Here is a 15,859-nt window from a genome sequence, read left to right on the forward strand (position 1 = left end):
GAATTCTCCACGTTTGGCAAAACTCAGTCGGTCGACATCTCGCGCCAGTGGCCATCCCGCAAGGCCTCAATGGGCTTAAAGCGGGTTTTATAGTTCATTTTCCGGCATTCTTTTATCCAGTACCCCAGATACAGATGCGGCAATTCCCGCCGTTTGGCTTCCTCAATCTGCCAGAGCACGGCAAAAGTGCCCAGGCTCCGGTGCTCCAGTTCCGGGGCGAAGACGGTGTAGATGGCTGAGAGGCCATCATCCAGCAGGTCAACGGCTGCCAATCCCACCAGGTCACCATCAAGAGACATTTCAAGGAACCAGGAGTCGGTAGCCCCCTCCACGAGGAATGAGGTAAATTGCTCTCTTGAAGGTGGATGCATGTCACCGTCGCGATGACGCTCCTCTATATAGTGGGCATACAGCCGGTAATAGCGTTCACTGAATGCTGCTGGCACCAGCTTGCAGTCGAGGTCAGCATTTTTGCGAAGCACCCGGCGTTGATTCCGGTCTGGCTCGAATTGGCCTACCTGCAGGCGTACCGGAACACACGCGTTACAGCTTTCACAGTGCGGACGGTAGTAATGTGAGCCGCTGCGGCGGAAACCCAGTGCGGTTAACTGGCTGTAGAGTTTTCTGTCGATGTGGGCGCGTGGGTCCACAAACATAGTGGTCGCTTCACGGTCTGGCAGGTAACTGCATTCGTGAGGAGGGGTGGCAAAGAAAACGAGCGTTCTGAGATTACTCATTTCACCTCCGGGCTGGGCCATTGCCAGCTGAAGTTCCAGTCTGGCTGGTCTGGTTTCCGATCGACACATGCCCTGAGTATAGATAAAAACTCGGCTCTCGGAATACTGCGCGCGCCCATCGTCAGCAGGTGGTCGCTCTCTACCTGGCAATCCATGAGCTGGTAACCCCATTCGCCGAGCTGGTGGGCCAGATGCACCATCAGTACTTTAGAGGCGTTGGTTTCCAGTGAAAACATGGATTCGCCGAAGAAGCAGCGGCCGATAGCCAGTCCGTACATGCCGCCTGCGAGCTCATTGTTGCGATTCCAGACTTCAATGGAGTGGGCGATACCACGTTTATGCAGTTCGGTATACGCTGCCATCATGTCGTCAGTAATCCAGGTGCCCTCAGCGCGGGTGTTTGCGCAGAGCCGAATGATCCGGCCGAAGCATTGATCGGTGGTGATATGGAAGCGACGCTGGTTCAGCGTCCGGCGCAGGCTCCGGGAGATGTGGATGTCAGAGGGAAACAGCACGCAGCGGGGGTTCGGTGACCACCAGAGAATGGGCTGGTCGTCACTGAACCAGGGGAAAATGCCATTTCGATAGGCCAGAATCAGGCGTTCCGGAGACAGGTCGCCACCCAGGGCAAGCAGGCCATCGGGATCCTCCAGCGCTTCTTCTGCCGGAGGAAACCAGAATTGATCAGGGTCCAGCCAGGGTAGCGACGTCATTCTGCTCCTGAGCAGTTAGCCTTGTTGATCAAGAAACTTTTCGGCGTCGAGCGCAGCCATGCAACCAAACCCGGCGGACGTCACAGCCTGCCGATAGACGTGATCGGCTACGTCGCCAGCCGCGAACACGCCTGGAATGCTGGTCTGGGTGGCCATGCCGTCCAGGCCGGAGCGAATCCGGATGTAGCCGTTAGCCATATCCAGTTGCCCTTCAAACAGGCTGGTATTCGGCTTGTGGCCGATTGCGATGAATACGCCGGCCAGCTCCAGATCCTGGGTGCTGCCATCTTTGGTGTTCCGGATGCGCATGCCGGTAACACCGGTGCCATCGCCGAGCACTTCGTCCAGGGTGTGATCCCAGATGATGTTGACGTTGCCGTTTTCTGCTTTCTCGAAGAGTTTGTCCTGAAGGATCTTCTCGGCCCGAAGCTTGTCACGGCGATGAACCAGGGTGACTTCATCAGCGATGTTCGAGAGATACAGCGCCTCTTCCACAGCGGTATTGCCGCCGCCGATAACCGCGACTTTCTGCTTGCGGTAGAAGAAGCCGTCACAGGTGGCGCAGGCCGACACGCCCTGACCCTTGAACTTCTCTTCCGACTCAAGCCCCAGATACATGGCAGAGGCGCCAGTGGCAATGATCAGAGCGTCGCAGGTGTATTCGCCGTTGTCGCCTTTGAGCCGGAACGGGCGGTTGTTCAGGTCAGCTTCGTTGATGGTGTCGTACACGATGCTGGTTTCAAAACGCTCGGCGTGCTTCTGCATGCGCTGCATGAGCTCGGGGCCCTGAACGCCGTCATTGTCGCCCGGCCAGTTGTCTACGTCAGTGGTGGTGGTTAGCTGGCCGCCAACTTCGATACCGGTGATCAGGGTCGGGTTCAGGTTGGCGCGCGCGGCATAGACTGCAGCGGTGTAGCCGGCCGGGCCGGAGCCAAGAATGATCAGTCGGGAATGTCGGGTTTCGCTCATCTGTGTCTCACTGGAATGAAGTATGCGTATTCGACGGCTCTCCTCTGTCCGTGCCGAGGGCAGAACAGGAACCGCTCATCTGAAAACTGGCAAAAGGCTAACATGAAATGACCGGACTGCCATTTGTTTACGCCAATGCGGCTTATAAAACCTTGCTATGTGGTCAGACCCGGATTATTCAAGCACCGATACGGTCGTTAACAGCTGGCGCACCCGCTCCCGGGCTTTACCGGATTCTCCCTGTTCCAGCCGGTGCTCGGCTACGGCGGGGAAGACGGCCTGCACGTCGTCGGGCAGTACGTGATTACGACCTTCCATCAGTGCCCATGCTTTGGCGGCTCGCAGCAGGCCGAGGCCCGCCCTCGGGGACAAGCCGTAAAGCAATCCGGGCATGCGCCGGCTCTGCTCGAGTAGGCGTTGCAGGTAATCCAGCAAAGCCGGGCTGGCGGATACCTTTTCCACGGCCTGCTGCAAGGCCACCAGCTCATCGTGCGGGAGTATGGCCTGCAAACGATCGGTAAGGTGTTTGCGGTCTTCGCCCTCCAGCAACTCCCGTTCCGCTTTCGGGTCGGGGTAGCCCAACCGAAGGCGCATCAGAAACCGGTCAAGCTGGGATTCAGGCAGGGGAAAGGTGCCGCCTTGCTCTATGGGGTTCTGGGTTGCGATCACAAAGAACGGGGTAGGTAGTGGTCGGGTTTCCCCCTCAATGGATACCTGCCTTTCTTCCATGGCTTCCAGCAGGGCGCTTTGGGTGCGCGGTGACGCGCGGTTGATTTCGTCTGCCAGAACCACCTGGGCGAAGATGGGGCCGGGGTGAAACACGAGCCCGCCGGCCTGCTTGTCATACATGGAGTAGCCGAGGACGTCTGCAGGCAGCAGGTCATTGGTGAACTGGATTCGCTGATAGCTTAACCCCATGATTTTTGCCAGCGCATGGGAGAGGGTGGTCTTGCCCATGCCCGGAATATCTTCAATCAACAGGTGGCCGCGGGCAAGCAGGCCGCAGAGCGCCAGACGAACCTGATTCTCCTTGCCCAGCAGTACCTTGTTAAGGGCGCTGACGACCGTGTCCATTTTCTGTTTCATGCCGGTTTCAGTCCCTTACCCGTTTCAGAATGTCGCCGTAGGCATCGATGCGCCTGTCCCTGAGGTACGGCCAGATTCTCCGGATGGATTCGGTGCGCTGGCGGTTCAGGGTTACCGACAGGATACACTCGTCAGTCTCGTTGCCGCGGGCCAGAAACTCGCCCTGAGGGCCACAGATGAAACTGTTCCCCCAGAACCGGATGCCATCGCTTTGGCCGGAAGGATCTGGCTCGGTCCCAACGCGATTCGGGGCGATAACCGGAAGGTTGTTGGCTACCGCATGGCCACGCTGAACGGTCACCCAGGCGTCCAGTTGCCGGGCCTGTTCGTCTGGATCGTCGGTCACATCCCAGCCAATGGCGGTCGGGTAGATCAGTATTTCCGCGCCGGCCAGTGCCATCAGCCGGGCCGCTTCCGGGTACCACTGGTCCCAGCACACCAGCACGCCCAGTTTGCCAACCGACGTCTGGATAGGTGTAAACCCACTGCGACCATCGTTGAACGTGGCATCGCCGGGGGTAAAGTAGAATTTCTCATAAAAGCCCGGGTCGTCCGGGATGTGCATTTTCCGGTACAGCCCGGCCAGGCTGCCATCGGTGTCGAACACCACAGATGTGTTGTGGTAAACGCCATTCATGCGCCTTTCAAAAATAGAACCCACAAGCACAACGCCTAATTCTTTTGCGAGACCAGACAGATAGTTGCTGGTGGGCCCGGGAATGGGCTCGGCAAGCTCAAAAATGGCGGTGTCTTCGGTCTGGCAGAAATACTGGGTGGCGTGCAGCTCCTGCAGGACAATCAACTGCGCGCCATCCGCCGCAGCCTGCCGTATCAGGCGTTCGGATGTCGCGAGACTCTGGTTCTTGTCGGGACTGCAGGTTTGCTGAATGGCGGCGACCTTCAGGTTGGAGCTGGTGTTCGTGCTGGTCATACCGTTACCACCCCCGCAGGAATTTGCATGGTTACGCAGTGCAGACTGCCGTGTTGGTAAATAAGCGGGCGGCAGTCAATCGGAATAATCTCCCGGTCTGGGAAGATGCCCGTCATGATGCGGACGGCTTCTTCGTCCTGCGGCACATCGTAGACTGGCAGCAGAACTGCGCCGTTGATGATCAGGAAGTTGGCGTAGGTGGCTGGCAACCGTTCGCCGTCCTCATCGTAAATCGGGTCGGGCCAGGGCAGGGGCGTCAGGCGATAGGGGGTGCCGTCGGCCTGACGGAATTCCTGCAATTCTTCTTCCATCGCCGCCAGGGCGCTGTAGTGCTCGTCCGCAACATCCGGGCAGGTCACATAGCAGATATGATCAGGCGCGCAGAACCGTGCCAGGGTATCGATGTGGCTGTCGGTATCGTCGCCCGCCAGATATCCGTGGTTGAGCCAGAGAATACGATCGACCCCGAGAACCTCCTCCAGCAATTGCTCGATAGCCGTCCGATCCATGGATGGGTTTCTGGACGGAGTCAGCAGGCACTCGCTGGTAGTGAGCAAGGTGCCGGCGCCATCGGATTCTATAGAGCCGCCTTCCAGGACAAAATCTACTGGCTGCAGTGGGTGTTTGCCGAAAACGCCCGCGTTCGCCAGGTGCCGGTTGAGGGCATCGTCTTTTTCCCAGGGAAATTTGTCTCCCCAGGCATTGAACCGGAAGTCCAGCAGTGTGGGGCCGTCGGCGGTATCCACGGTGATGGGGCCGTGGTCCCTGGCCCAGGTGTCGTTGGCCGGGGCGGGCACGGTGATCACGCGGCCGGGTAACCCGTTGGCTTCGGCATGAGCATTCAGTTGTTGGCCAAGTTGCTGGAGACGTGCCACGAATTCGCAGCTGATCACCAGATGTTCAAAACGGAGGACCGCTTTGGCAATGGCCTCGAACACGGGCTCTACGTCGGCCATTCGCCTCGCCCAGTCGGTTCCGGGATGAGGCCACGTCAACATGACTGCGCTTTGGGGAGCCCACTCCGCAGGCAACGTACGTCTGGAAGTCACTGTATAAGTCACCTTGGTTTTGCAAAAGCCGCCATTCTATCTGAGCAATGCAGCCAGTGCATTGTCATTCCCTGGTCAGATGCTCTTCCTGTGTGATGATGCGGGTGACGGTCAGTCTTTGTGTTGCTTTACCACGGCATGTATTACGCGGTTGCCTTCGAAATAGACGACAAAATTCTGATAATGCCACTGACTGATGGGCGGTGCCCCGACCGGGCCTTTGATGTCCTGGGGCGCGCCCCAGCGATTACGTACGGAATCCTCGCTCATGCCGTTCGCGGGCAGGCTGATCTGGCTCCTGTCGGCCTGGCTGCCCACAGGAACTCTCAGTTCCTCGGCATGGGCCAGTGTCGCTGAACCGGCGAATACAGCGGTAGCCAGAACGGCAGCAGCCATCACGTTGCGGTAGTTTGTCATAGAGGATTCTCCAATAATGCCTGATTACTGCGCACGGTCTGCGGCAGATGAATAAAACGTAATATCCCGAAAAGTTTAGCAAAAGTCAGCACTTTTTCAGCATCTTACTCTTTTTGTCGTTGTCGAATCTGCCAACGCATCACATGGCGGGCAATTTGCTGGCGGTCGCTGTCATCCAATTCGACAAACAGCGTGTGAACCCGTGTCTCGCCTTGGTTGTCCTGCTCGATGTCGAGCACTTCGGCAATCGCTCTGGGCTGGTACAACTCTGGTGGTAAGGTCATTCGAACGGCCAGTCGGTCCCCGGCGCCAAAGGCTGCTGTGGGCCAACTGAATGAGAGCCCGCCCTCACTCAGGGTCACATCCTGCCAGTCCTCCGGTTGCAACGGATTTTGCTCAAAGGCGATAATGCGCGCCAGCGTATCGACCTTGCTGTTCAGGGATTTCACCAGCCCGGCCAGCAGGCGGTCGCGCTCAGCCAGGCTCGCCAGGTGTGCACGTACGTCCTGGTCCAGCCTCCGGAACTCGGTTTTCAGGGCTTCCAGTGGTGAGTTGTTGAACGGGTCGTCGCCGGGATGGGCGTCGTCCAGGCGGCGTACCTCAAGCCCGATACGGTCGTCTATCCGGAAGAACTCCCGGCGCTCCCGTTGGCTGTCTCCGCTCGGTGGCGTTTTATTCTGGCTTGGCATCCTGTCTCCGGACGGGTTTTTATTGATGATAGAACAGTTTAGCAGTTTCCCGACGGCGGGTAAGAGGCCTGGCAAATCTCCGGGCCAGGTAATGATCGAGGCCGGCAGGGAATCAATAATCGACGGACCGCAAGGTAGCGACAGGCACCCCTACATGTTCAGACCCTTATCGTTTTATATTGGGCTGCGATACACCGCCGCCAAACGACGCAATCACTTCATCTCCTTTATCTCCCTGACCTCAATGATTGGCCTGATGCTGGGCGTTGCGGTACTGATCATCGTGCTCTCGGTCATGAACGGGTTCGATCGCGAACTCAAACAGCGCATTCTGGGGATGGTGCCCCATGCCACGATCCAGGGTGCCTCCGGCCCCCTCGAGAACTGGCAGGAGATTGACCAGAGAGTAGAAGCCTACCCCCGGGTGCTGGCGGCTGCGCCTTTCATTCAGGGTCAAGGCATGGTGACCGGCGGTGGCAACGTCCGGGGCGTTATGCTCAACGGTGTCCTGCCGGAGCAGGAGGCCAGCGTTTCGATTATCGAGAACCATTTTATCGAAGGCAGCCTTGAGGAACTTCGGTCCGGGGAATTCGGAATCATCATTGGCCGGTTGATGGCAAACAGCCTTCGACTGGGGGTAGGCGATAAACTCACGGTGGTATTACCGGAAGCCTCGGTAACGCCGGCCGGCGTGTTGCCCAGGCTCAAGCGCTTTACCGTCAAGGGTATTTTCAGCGTTGGTGCTGAGCTTGATGGGAACTACGCGCTGATTCATATGGATGATGCGGCGCGTTTGATGCGTACCGGTGGCCGCGCGGAGGGTATCCGGCTTTTAATGGATGACCTGTTTGCGGCGCCCAAAGTTGTCAATGAGGTTGCCCGGACCCTGGGAGGCCGCTATTACGTATCGGACTGGACCCGCACCCACGGCAACCTGTTTCAGGCAATCCGCATGGAAAAAACCATGATCGGGTTGCTGTTGATGTTCATTGTCGCTGTGGCGGCCTTCAACATTGTGTCAACGCTGGTCATGGTGGTGACCGACAAGACCGCTGATATCGCCATCCTGCGAACCATGGGCGCCACGCCCGGGCGCATTATGAGGATCTTTATCATCCAGGGTGCCGTGATTGGTGTGTTTGGCACGCTCACAGGTACTGCATTGGGGATTTTCGGCGCCCTGAACATCAGTGGCTTTATCTCGTGGCTTGAATCGGCACTGGGGCATCAGTTTCTCAGCGCTGATGTCTATTTCATCAGCTACCTGCCGTCGCAGCTCCAGTTGCAGGATGTACTGATTATCAGCGGTGCGGGCCTTGCCATGAGCCTGCTGGCAACTATCTATCCGGCCTGGCGTGCGTCGCGGGTCGAACCGGCGGAGGCATTGCGTTATGAGTGACGGGCAGACGACATCTCTGGTGATTGATTGTCAGAAGGTTACCCGCACCTACAGTGAAGGGCCGGAAACACTGACGATTTTCTCGGACATCTCACTTCAGGTTAAGGCCGGCGAGACGGTTGCCATTGTGGGCAGTAGCGGGGCAGGGAAAACCACCTTGCTGAACCTTCTGGGCGGTTTGGATCGCCCTTCCTCAGGCCATATACGGATCTGTGGCAAGGATATTCATCAGCTATCTGAAGCAGGCCGGGCGCGGTTCCGGAATCAGCACCTGGGATTTGTGTATCAGTTCCATCATCTGCTGCCGGAATTTACCGCACTTGAGAATGTCATGTTGCCCTGCGCGCTTGGTGGCATGCCACCCAGGCAGGCCCGCCCGAAGGCGGAGCAACTGCTGCAACGGGTGGGTCTGGGTGAGCGGCTCAGGCACAAACCCGGCGAGTTGTCCGGTGGTGAGCGTCAGCGGGTAGCGATCGCCAGGGCGTTGGTTAACAGCCCGGAGTGTGTGTTGATGGATGAGCCTACCGGCAATCTGGATGAGCACACAGGGGAGGGTATTCGTGCCCTGATCGGCGACCTGCGTGATAATTCCGGGACGTCATTTATCATGGTTACCCACGATATGACCATGGCCCGGAGCCTGGGAAGGGTACTGCGACTGGAGCAGGGGCGATTGGTTCAGGAGGCCTGATTGCTCGCGGGCGTTCGCTTGATGCGCTGGCGACGCCGTAATTGCCATTCAGTGCGGATCTTGCGGCGCCAGAGATACTGGATGATCAGGTAGGCGACGCAGGCGGTCACCGTGGCCAGAACCAGGGAACCCAGGTACAACGGCACGCCGATATCGATCAACCGGTGGCTGATCCAGTCCCAGGAAAGCTCGAATTCGAACGCCAGAACCGGCCGATTGAGTATCCAGGCCCCCACCTTGTAATTGAAGTAGAACATCGGGGGCATGGTCAGCGGATTGCTGATCCAGACCAGAACCACGGATAGAGGCAGGTTGGCGTTAAACCAGATGGCGCAGAATGCGGCTGCCAGCATCTGGAAAGGCATCGGAATAAAACAGAACCAGACGCCCACCAGGAAGGCCCTGGCAACACAGTGCCGGTTGATGTGCCACAGGTTGGGTTCATGGAGGATATCGCCCAGAAAACGCAGCGATTGCATCGACTGCACCTTTTCAGGGGTGGGCAAATACCGTTTCATGAACTTCTTCGGCATAGGAAGTTCGGCCTGTTTCCTGGCTTTGAGTAATCACTGGCACCCAGAGGCTGCCAGCGCTATCGAAAATCGGAGGACAAGGATTGTCCGAAAACCCAGTTTCCAACCGGGTCAGCAGGCTCGGTGTTGGACTCGCCAGCATTCTCGCCTTCTCTTGCGGCGTTATCTTACTGTATCGGCTCGCAACCTTGCCACCATATCCATGGCTGTTTGTGCTCGTTGGGTTAATGTTGCTGGCTGTGGCCTGTCGATGCCAGTGCATACAGAGGCTCGGCCCCGTGGTGGTTGCTGCGATGCTGGGGCTGGTCTGGGCCGGCTGGAATGCCGATATGAGACTGGCCGAACGCCTGCCTTCGGAGTGGGAAGCCAAGCGCATTGTGGTTTCCGGCTATCTCTGTGATTTGCCGACGCCGGGAAGCTTTGACAGTCTGAGATTCGGATTCTGTGTCTTGAACTGGCAGACACCTGGCGTGTCGGTAGATGACAACTTGCCCCGCGTCCTCCGACTATCCTGGTACGGCAGGGAGGGGCGCAGGCTACCCGACCATCGCCTGACACTGGAGGTCTCTCTCAAGCGACCTCACGGTAACCTCAATCCAGTAGGGTTTCGCTACGAAGACTGGTTGTTCCGCCACGGTTATCGGGCGACCGGTTCCGTCAAACGGGTATCTGCTGCACCGGAGCTGGTATGCGCACTGCAATGTCAGTACCACGCCTGGCACTGGCGAGCATCAAAGAAGTTGCAGCATTGGTTTGGTGAAGCGGAATACTACCCCCTGATTGCGTCTCTGCTAATGGGTAACCGGGGTTCTCTGGAAGATCATCACTGGCAGGTACTCAAGTCGACCGGCACCATTCATCTGGTGGCTATTTCTGGTTTGCATCTGGGTCTGGTGGCGGTCGGAGTTGGTCTGTTGGCGCGCTGGGGCTTGCTGTTGCTGCCGGTTGGTTGTCTGAGTGAGCAGGGCCGGCGTTCTCTGGTTTTTCTGGTGGTTGTGCTCAGCTGCCTTGTCTATTCGCTGTTGGCCGGTTTTACCGTACCAACCCGGCGGGCCCTGGTGATGGTGGTTGCCGGCGGCTGGTATCTGCTGAAGGCAAGACAACAGAGCGGCTGGCGGCCCTTTGTGCTGGCTCTGGCAGTGGTGCTTCTGATGGATCCGTTTGCGCCTCTGGACCAGGGTTTCTGGTTGTCTTTTGGCGCTGTCGGGGTGCTGCTGGCGGTATTTTCAGGGCGTCTGGGTTCGTCGGGTTGGTTATCGGCTTTGTTGATAGCCCAGTTGGCGGTCTTTGTCGGGTTGTGGCCAATGTTGATGCTGGTGCATCAGGGCCAACCTCTTGCAGGCTTCGCGGCCAATCTATTGGCGGTGCCCTGGGTGTCGTTTGCCGTCATGCCGGTACTGTTCCTGGGGTCCATCATCGCCCTTCTTTCCGGGGGGTGGCTCCTGCCCTGGGTGTCGGCCGGGTTTGACCTTGTCCTGGGGGCGCTATGGTGGTGGCTTGAGCTGGTGGCCCGGTTCCCGGCAGGACAGATGCAGCCTCTGCCGATGCCATTGGCAGCGGGTTTGGCGTTGCTGGCGCTTTGGGGGATTCGCTGGAGGGACTGGCGATGGCGGGCATTGCTGGGCGTTACCTTCCTGTTGCTCAGTGTTCCCTGGTCAGGTGCAGGAATAGACAATTCCGTGGCACGGGCACCTGAAGTCCGTGTGATGGATGTGGGGCAGGGGCTGTCGGTTGTGGTTCGCGCCGGTGGCCGGGTGATGGTGTATGACACCGGGCCGGAAGTTGCGGGCGTCTACTCCGCCGCCGATTCGGTGCTGGTGCCGAATCTTCGGGCAATGGACGTCGAGGTTATTGATCTGCTGGTCTTGAGCCATGCTGATAATGACCACGCCGGCGGTCTCGAGACGTTGTCTGAGCACTTCGCGATCAAAAGGGTGATTTCCGGAGAGCCTGCTCTTATTGCTGGGCGCGTGCCGGTGACGGTGGAAGGTTGTCGCCCGGGGAATATCCGGTGGCCGGGTCTGGTGATGTCGCTGTGGCAAAATCCGTTGCCTGCGGACGGGAATGACGCTTCGTGCGTGATACGCGTTTACCACCCGCCCAGCAACAGCGACTTCGTATTGACCGGGGACATCAGCCGGAAGGTTGAGCAACTGATGCTCGGTGGCGGCGGCCCAGAGTGGCTTGAGAACCGCGTTGCGCAGCGGGTGGTGCTGGCGCCACACCATGGCAGCAAAACTTCATCTTCAACACGCTGGGTACAGGCGGTGGCGCCGGATCAGGTGATCTACACAGCGGGCTACCGGCACCATTTCGGGCATCCGCATCCGGAAGTAACCGGTCGGTACCGCGCCAGTGGTGCAGTGCCGTTGAACACGGCCTGCTCCGGCCAGATCACACTCAGGTTCGCAGATTCAGGCCTGCTTATAAGTGAACTCTGGCAGACACAGCCTTTCTGGATAGCGTCTCCGGGGCTTGCCAGGAGTGAATGTAAAATACCGTGACAATCCGGGTGTGGCCTGCACCGGCAGCTATGCTAAAGTAGCGCGGCTTGTAACTAATCAGGGAGATCAAGCGTGTTCGAGCTGTTGAAAGCCGGTGGCATCCTGATGGTGCCCATTGTTGCCTGTTCCATCCTGGCACTTGCCATCATTCTGGAACGAATCTGGACCTTGCGGGCCTCTCGGGTCGCGCCCCCGCAGTCTATTAACGAACTCTGGCGCTGGATCAAGAAAAAAGAGCTTAACGGTCGCAAGCTGAAAGCCTTGCAGGCATCTTCGCCACTTGGCCGGATTCTCGCCGGCGGCCTGATCAACGCCAAACATGGTCGCGAGATCATGAAGGAAAGCATCGAACACGAGGCCAGCCAGGTTATCCACGAGCTGGAGCGTTTTCTGAATCCCCTGGGCACTATCGCCACCATCACGCCACTGTTGGGCCTTTTGGGTACCGTTATCGGCATGATCAAAGTGTTTGCCGAAATCCAGTTGGCCGGCGTCGGCAATGCCGGCAACCTGGCCGGAGGCATTTCCGAGGCATTGATCACCACTGCGGCTGGCCTGAGTGTCGCCATTCCTGCTCTGATCTGTCACCGCTATTTCATCCGTCGCGTAGACGAATTGGTGGTCAACATGGAGCAGGAAGCCATCAAACTGGTGGAAGTGGTCCACGGAGACCGCGAAATCGACGTTGAAGGAGCCTGAACGCCGTGAAGTTCAAGCGCCAACGAAGCCAGGAAGTCGGGGTAGATCTGACGCCACTGATTGATGTGGTGTTCCTGCTGCTGATTTTCTTCATGGTGTCGACCACATTTACTCGGGAGAGTCATCTGCAGGTGGAGCTTCCGGAAGCCAGTGCAGAGCCGGCAGCTCCGTCTGAGGTCCGGCAGATTGATGTGGTGATCAATGCCGAGGGCCAGTACTTTCTGAACGACCGACCACTGGTTAACAATCGCCGGGAAACCCTCGAGCGTGGCGTCAGTGAGCTGGCCGAAGGCGACAACAGCCTGCCGTTCATCATCACTGCAGACGCCCAAACCCCCCATGAATTTGTGGTGCGGGCCATGGATGTTGCCGGTCGCCTGGGGTTTGCCAAGCTGAGCATAACCACAGAGCGGGAGGCTGAAAGCCAGTGATGCAGACAAGGCCGGAGCCGCTCAAGACGCCACCTGCCGGTAGCTGGACCACCTACAAACGCCTGCTCAAGTACGTCAAGCCTTTCTGGTTTGCGTTCTCCCTCGCCGTGTTCGGAAACATCATTTACGCCGCTGCATCCACCGGGATGGCCGCGGCGATGGAATATGTGATCACGGCGATCGAGAATCCGTCCGACCAGAACCGGATGTTGCTGACCGGGCTGATCGTGGGTGTTTTTGCCTTCAGAGGCGTTGGTACGTTTTTCAGCCAGTATTTTATCAGCTACGTCGGGCGCAACGTGATCAACGCCTTACGCAACGATGTGTTTGATCGCCTGATGTCTTTACCGTCACGATACTATGATGAAAACGCATCCGGGCGTCTGGTCTCGAAGCTCACCTTTAACGTTGAGCAGGTCGCGGATGCTGCGACCAATGCGGTGACTATCACCCTTCGCGAAGGGCTGACCATAGTGGGTCTGCTCGGCTTCATGCTTTACACCAACTGGAAGTTGACCCTGATTTTTCTTACGGCCGGTCCGGTCATTGGTCTGGTCGTGAATTATGCCAGCAAACGGTTTCGTCGAATCAGCAAGCGTATTCAGGGTTCCATGGGCGATATCACCCATGTGGCCTCCGAGTCGATCACCGGATACCGGGTGGTGCGCACCTTCGGAGGCGAAGATTATGAACGGGAGCGGTTTCGTGAGGTCAGTGCCCGTAACCTGAAACAGAGCCTGAAAATGGCTTCTACTCAGGCGATCAGTGTCCCGGTCATTCAGGTGCTGGTGGCTTTTGCTATCGCCGCGCTGGTGTGGACCATGCTTGCGCCGGAGATTCGGGGTGAGATGTCGACTGGTCAGCTGATTGCGTTCATTACCGCGGCGACGACGATGGCCAAGCCCATTCGCCAGGTCACTTCCGTGCACGCCAAGATTCAGAAGGGTGTGGCGGCTGCGTTTGATGTGTTCGAGACCATGGATGAAAAGCCGGAAGAGGACCAGGGCTCCTACAACCCGCAGCGGGTCAAAGGCGACATCACATTTGACCAGGTGTCTTTCCGATACCGGGATCAGCTCGACAATGTGCTTGAAGGGATAACCATCGATATTCCAGCCGGCCAGAGTGTCGCACTGGTGGGCCGGTCAGGCAGTGGTAAGTCGACCATGGTCAGCCTGTTACCCCGTTTCTACGAGTACACCGGGGGAGCTATCCGCATTGATGACCATGAACTGAAGGAGTTTTCGCTTCAGTCCCTGCGTGCCCAGATTGCTCTGGTGAACCAGAACGTGGTGCTGTTCAACGACACCATCGCCGCCAACATTGCCTACGGTTCCCTGCGCGACTGCAGCCGGGAAGAAATTATGGAAGCGGCTGAAAAGGCCCACGCGCTCGAGTTTATCAACCGCATGCCGGAAGGGCTCGACACCATGATTGGCGACAATGGTGTGATGCTTTCCGGTGGCCAGCGCCAGCGTCTTGCGATTGCGCGGGCCATCCTCAAGGACGCCCCAATTCTCATTCTGGATGAGGCGACATCGGCGCTGGATACGGAATCCGAACGCCATATTCAGGAAGCGCTGGAAACGGTTATGCAGGGCCGTACCACACTGGTGATCGCACACAGGCTATCCACCATTGAGAAGGCCGACCGAATCCTGGTTATGGACAATGGCCGCATTGTTGAATCCGGCAGTCATGGTGAGCTGCTTGCTGCGGGGGGTGCCTACGCCCAACTGCATCAGATTCAGTTCAGCGAGCACGCATGAGTACCAGCCTGGTTGACCGGCTTTGGTACGGGCAGGGCAGACCTCTTGCCCTGCTCACACCGCTGGCCTGGTTGTATCGGGCGGTGTCTGAGTCCAGGCGCCGAAAGGCCTGGCATGCGCGAAACGAATTGCTGCCGGTTCCGGTTGTGGTGGTTGGCAACATCACCGCTGGTGGCACCGGCAAGTCACCTCTCACTGCCAGCCTGGTTCAGTGCATGAATCAACACGGCTGGAAACCGGTGATTCTCAGTCGTGGCTACGGTGGTAAAAGCTCTCAGTACCCCTTGCTGGTCGCTGACGGGACCCCGGCGGGTGTCTGTGGTGATGAACCCCTGATGCTGGCCCGGGCCACCGGATGCCCCGTTGTAGTGGACCCGGATCGCTGTCGAGGGGCCCGTTGGGCGCTGGAGAATGGCCTGGGTGATGTGTTGATCTGTGATGATGGCCTGCAACACTACCGCCTGCCCCGGGATATCGAACTGGCCGTATTCGATGCCCGGCGCGGTACCGGAAATGGTGCCATCATTCCGGTAGGCCCGCTGAGGGAGCCGGTTGAACGCTTGAACGGTGTCGACTTTGTCGTTCTTAACGGAGCTGAGTTTCCGGAGGCCGGAGAGACCATAGAGAGTTTTGCCGGCGTTGATCATCCGGAGATCCATGCCATGGAACTGATCCCTTCGGCTCTGGTGAACCTGAACTCCGGTGAGACCCTGTCTCCGGAGCAGCTCAAAGGCAAGCCGGTACGGGCAGTAGCGGGTATTGGTAATCCCGGCCGGTTTTTCGAAACCCTCCGGAACCTTGGCGCCCACGTGAATGAAGTTCCCTTTCCCGACCATCATCATTTTCGCCCCGAAGACCTGGCGTCCGGTGCTCTTGAATGGTTGGTGATGACGGCCAAGGATGCGGTGAAGTGCCATGGCTTTGCGCCGGACAACGCCTGGGTCTTGACGGTTCAGGCCCGGTTGTCGGAACCTTTTGAACAGCATTTTCTGGAACGGCTCAGAGCCTGCTCTGGCCAGTTGCAACCTGATATCAGCGAGGAATCGAACCATGGATAAAAAACTGCTGGCCATGTTGGCCTGCCCGGTGTGCAAGGGTGAGCTCAAGCTCAACGATGCCCGCACCGAGTTGATTTGTTACCAGGATGCCATGGCGTTCCCCATTCGTGAAGGGATTCCGGTTATGCTGGCGGTTGAAGCCCGCACCCTCAGCACAGACGAGCGCCTCGACAAACACTGAGTC

The 15,859-nt window shown here is 58.1% G+C and carries 17 protein-coding genes; 8 read left to right on the forward strand and 9 right to left on the reverse strand.

The features are described from left to right. Positions 1–23: 23 nt before the first annotated feature. From ACF8YQ_RS07140 to ACF8YQ_RS07175, 8 genes are all read right to left on the reverse strand, one after another. A complete protein-coding gene (locus ACF8YQ_RS07140) occupies positions 24–737 on the reverse strand; it encodes an arginyltransferase (RefSeq protein ID WP_396623015.1) in 714 nt (237 codons plus the stop codon). Continuing rightward, positions 734–1,450, reverse strand: a complete 717-nt coding sequence (gene aat, locus ACF8YQ_RS07145; protein ID WP_114433964.1) for a leucyl/phenylalanyl-tRNA--protein transferase — start codon at positions 1,448–1,450, stop codon at positions 734–736. Before aat ends, ACF8YQ_RS07140 begins: the two co-directional genes overlap by 4 nt. A gap of 15 nt (positions 1,451–1,465) precedes the next feature. After that, positions 1,466–2,419, reverse strand: coding sequence for a thioredoxin-disulfide reductase (gene trxB / locus ACF8YQ_RS07150; protein WP_022991061.1), 954 nt, complete (start codon positions 2,417–2,419; stop codon positions 1,466–1,468). A 174-nt stretch (positions 2,420–2,593) separates the two neighbouring features. Continuing rightward, positions 2,594–3,505, reverse strand: coding sequence for a MoxR family ATPase (locus ACF8YQ_RS07155; protein WP_022991062.1), 912 nt, complete (start codon positions 3,503–3,505; stop codon positions 2,594–2,596). A 7-nt stretch (positions 3,506–3,512) separates the two neighbouring features. After that, the gene (locus tag ACF8YQ_RS07160) at positions 3,513–4,436 is read right to left on the reverse strand and encodes a carbon-nitrogen hydrolase (protein WP_121206740.1); all 924 of its coding nucleotides are present in this window, start codon (positions 4,434–4,436) and stop codon (positions 3,513–3,515) included. Next, positions 4,433–5,485, reverse strand: a complete 1,053-nt coding sequence (locus ACF8YQ_RS07165) for an agmatine/peptidylarginine deiminase (protein ID WP_396623016.1) — start codon at positions 5,483–5,485, stop codon at positions 4,433–4,435. Before ACF8YQ_RS07165 ends, ACF8YQ_RS07160 begins: the two co-directional genes overlap by 4 nt. A gap of 111 nt (positions 5,486–5,596) precedes the next feature. Then, entirely contained in the window at positions 5,597–5,902 is a 306-nt protein-coding gene (locus ACF8YQ_RS07170) for a hypothetical protein (protein ID WP_222197434.1), read from the reverse strand. A 104-nt stretch (positions 5,903–6,006) separates the two neighbouring features. Continuing rightward, entirely contained in the window at positions 6,007–6,591 is a 585-nt protein-coding gene (locus tag ACF8YQ_RS07175) for a PilZ domain-containing protein (protein WP_396623017.1), read from the reverse strand. Positions 6,592–6,745: 154 nt separating this feature from the next. Between ACF8YQ_RS07175 and ACF8YQ_RS07180 the strand changes: the two genes are divergently transcribed. Together ACF8YQ_RS07180 and ACF8YQ_RS07185 are read left to right on the forward strand one after the other, a co-directional pair. Next, positions 6,746–7,990, forward strand: coding sequence for a lipoprotein-releasing ABC transporter permease subunit (locus ACF8YQ_RS07180; RefSeq protein WP_153740031.1), 1,245 nt, complete (start codon positions 6,746–6,748; stop codon positions 7,988–7,990). Beyond that, positions 7,983–8,681, forward strand: coding sequence for an ABC transporter ATP-binding protein (locus ACF8YQ_RS07185; RefSeq protein ID WP_022991068.1), 699 nt, complete (start codon positions 7,983–7,985; stop codon positions 8,679–8,681). The genes ACF8YQ_RS07180 and ACF8YQ_RS07185 overlap by 8 nt, the downstream gene beginning before the upstream one ends. Here the strand turns inward: ACF8YQ_RS07185 and ACF8YQ_RS07190 are convergent. Next, the gene (locus ACF8YQ_RS07190) at positions 8,669–9,214 is read right to left on the reverse strand and encodes a DUF2062 domain-containing protein (protein WP_153740030.1); all 546 of its coding nucleotides are present in this window, start codon (positions 9,212–9,214) and stop codon (positions 8,669–8,671) included. The two genes, ACF8YQ_RS07185 and ACF8YQ_RS07190, sit on opposite strands and share 13 nt — an antisense overlap. Before the next feature lie 188 nt (positions 9,215–9,402). On the opposite strand from ACF8YQ_RS07190, the gene ACF8YQ_RS07195 reads away from it, so the two are divergent. From ACF8YQ_RS07195 to ACF8YQ_RS07220, 6 genes are all read left to right on the forward strand, one after another. Continuing rightward, on the forward strand, positions 9,403–11,718 hold the full coding sequence (locus ACF8YQ_RS07195; RefSeq protein ID WP_396623018.1) for a DNA internalization-related competence protein ComEC/Rec2: 2,316 nt from the start codon (positions 9,403–9,405) through the stop codon (positions 11,716–11,718). Positions 11,719–11,790: 72 nt separating this feature from the next. Next, positions 11,791–12,417, forward strand: coding sequence for a MotA/TolQ/ExbB proton channel family protein (locus ACF8YQ_RS07200; protein ID WP_014421239.1), 627 nt, complete (start codon positions 11,791–11,793; stop codon positions 12,415–12,417). Positions 12,418–12,422: 5 nt separating this feature from the next. Next, a complete protein-coding gene (locus ACF8YQ_RS07205; protein ID WP_014421240.1) occupies positions 12,423–12,848 on the forward strand; it encodes a biopolymer transporter ExbD in 426 nt (141 codons plus the stop codon). Next, positions 12,848–14,617: a lipid A export permease/ATP-binding protein MsbA gene (gene msbA / locus ACF8YQ_RS07210; protein WP_023010440.1), complete on the forward strand. Its 1,770-nt coding sequence runs from the start codon at positions 12,848–12,850 to the stop codon at positions 14,615–14,617. Before ACF8YQ_RS07205 ends, msbA begins: the two co-directional genes overlap by 1 nt. Continuing rightward, entirely contained in the window at positions 14,614–15,675 is a 1,062-nt protein-coding gene (lpxK, locus tag ACF8YQ_RS07215) for a tetraacyldisaccharide 4'-kinase (RefSeq protein WP_396623019.1), read from the forward strand. The genes msbA and lpxK overlap by 4 nt, the downstream gene beginning before the upstream one ends. Then, complete coding sequence (locus ACF8YQ_RS07220) at positions 15,668–15,856, forward strand: Trm112 family protein (protein ID WP_011785222.1); 189 nt, start codon at positions 15,668–15,670, stop codon at positions 15,854–15,856. Before lpxK ends, ACF8YQ_RS07220 begins: the two co-directional genes overlap by 8 nt. The last annotated feature ends 3 nt before the right edge of the window (positions 15,857–15,859 follow it).

The organism is Marinobacter sp. W-8, from assembly GCF_044342215.1.
Classification (GTDB): domain Bacteria; phylum Pseudomonadota; class Gammaproteobacteria; order Pseudomonadales; family Oleiphilaceae; genus Marinobacter; species Marinobacter nauticus.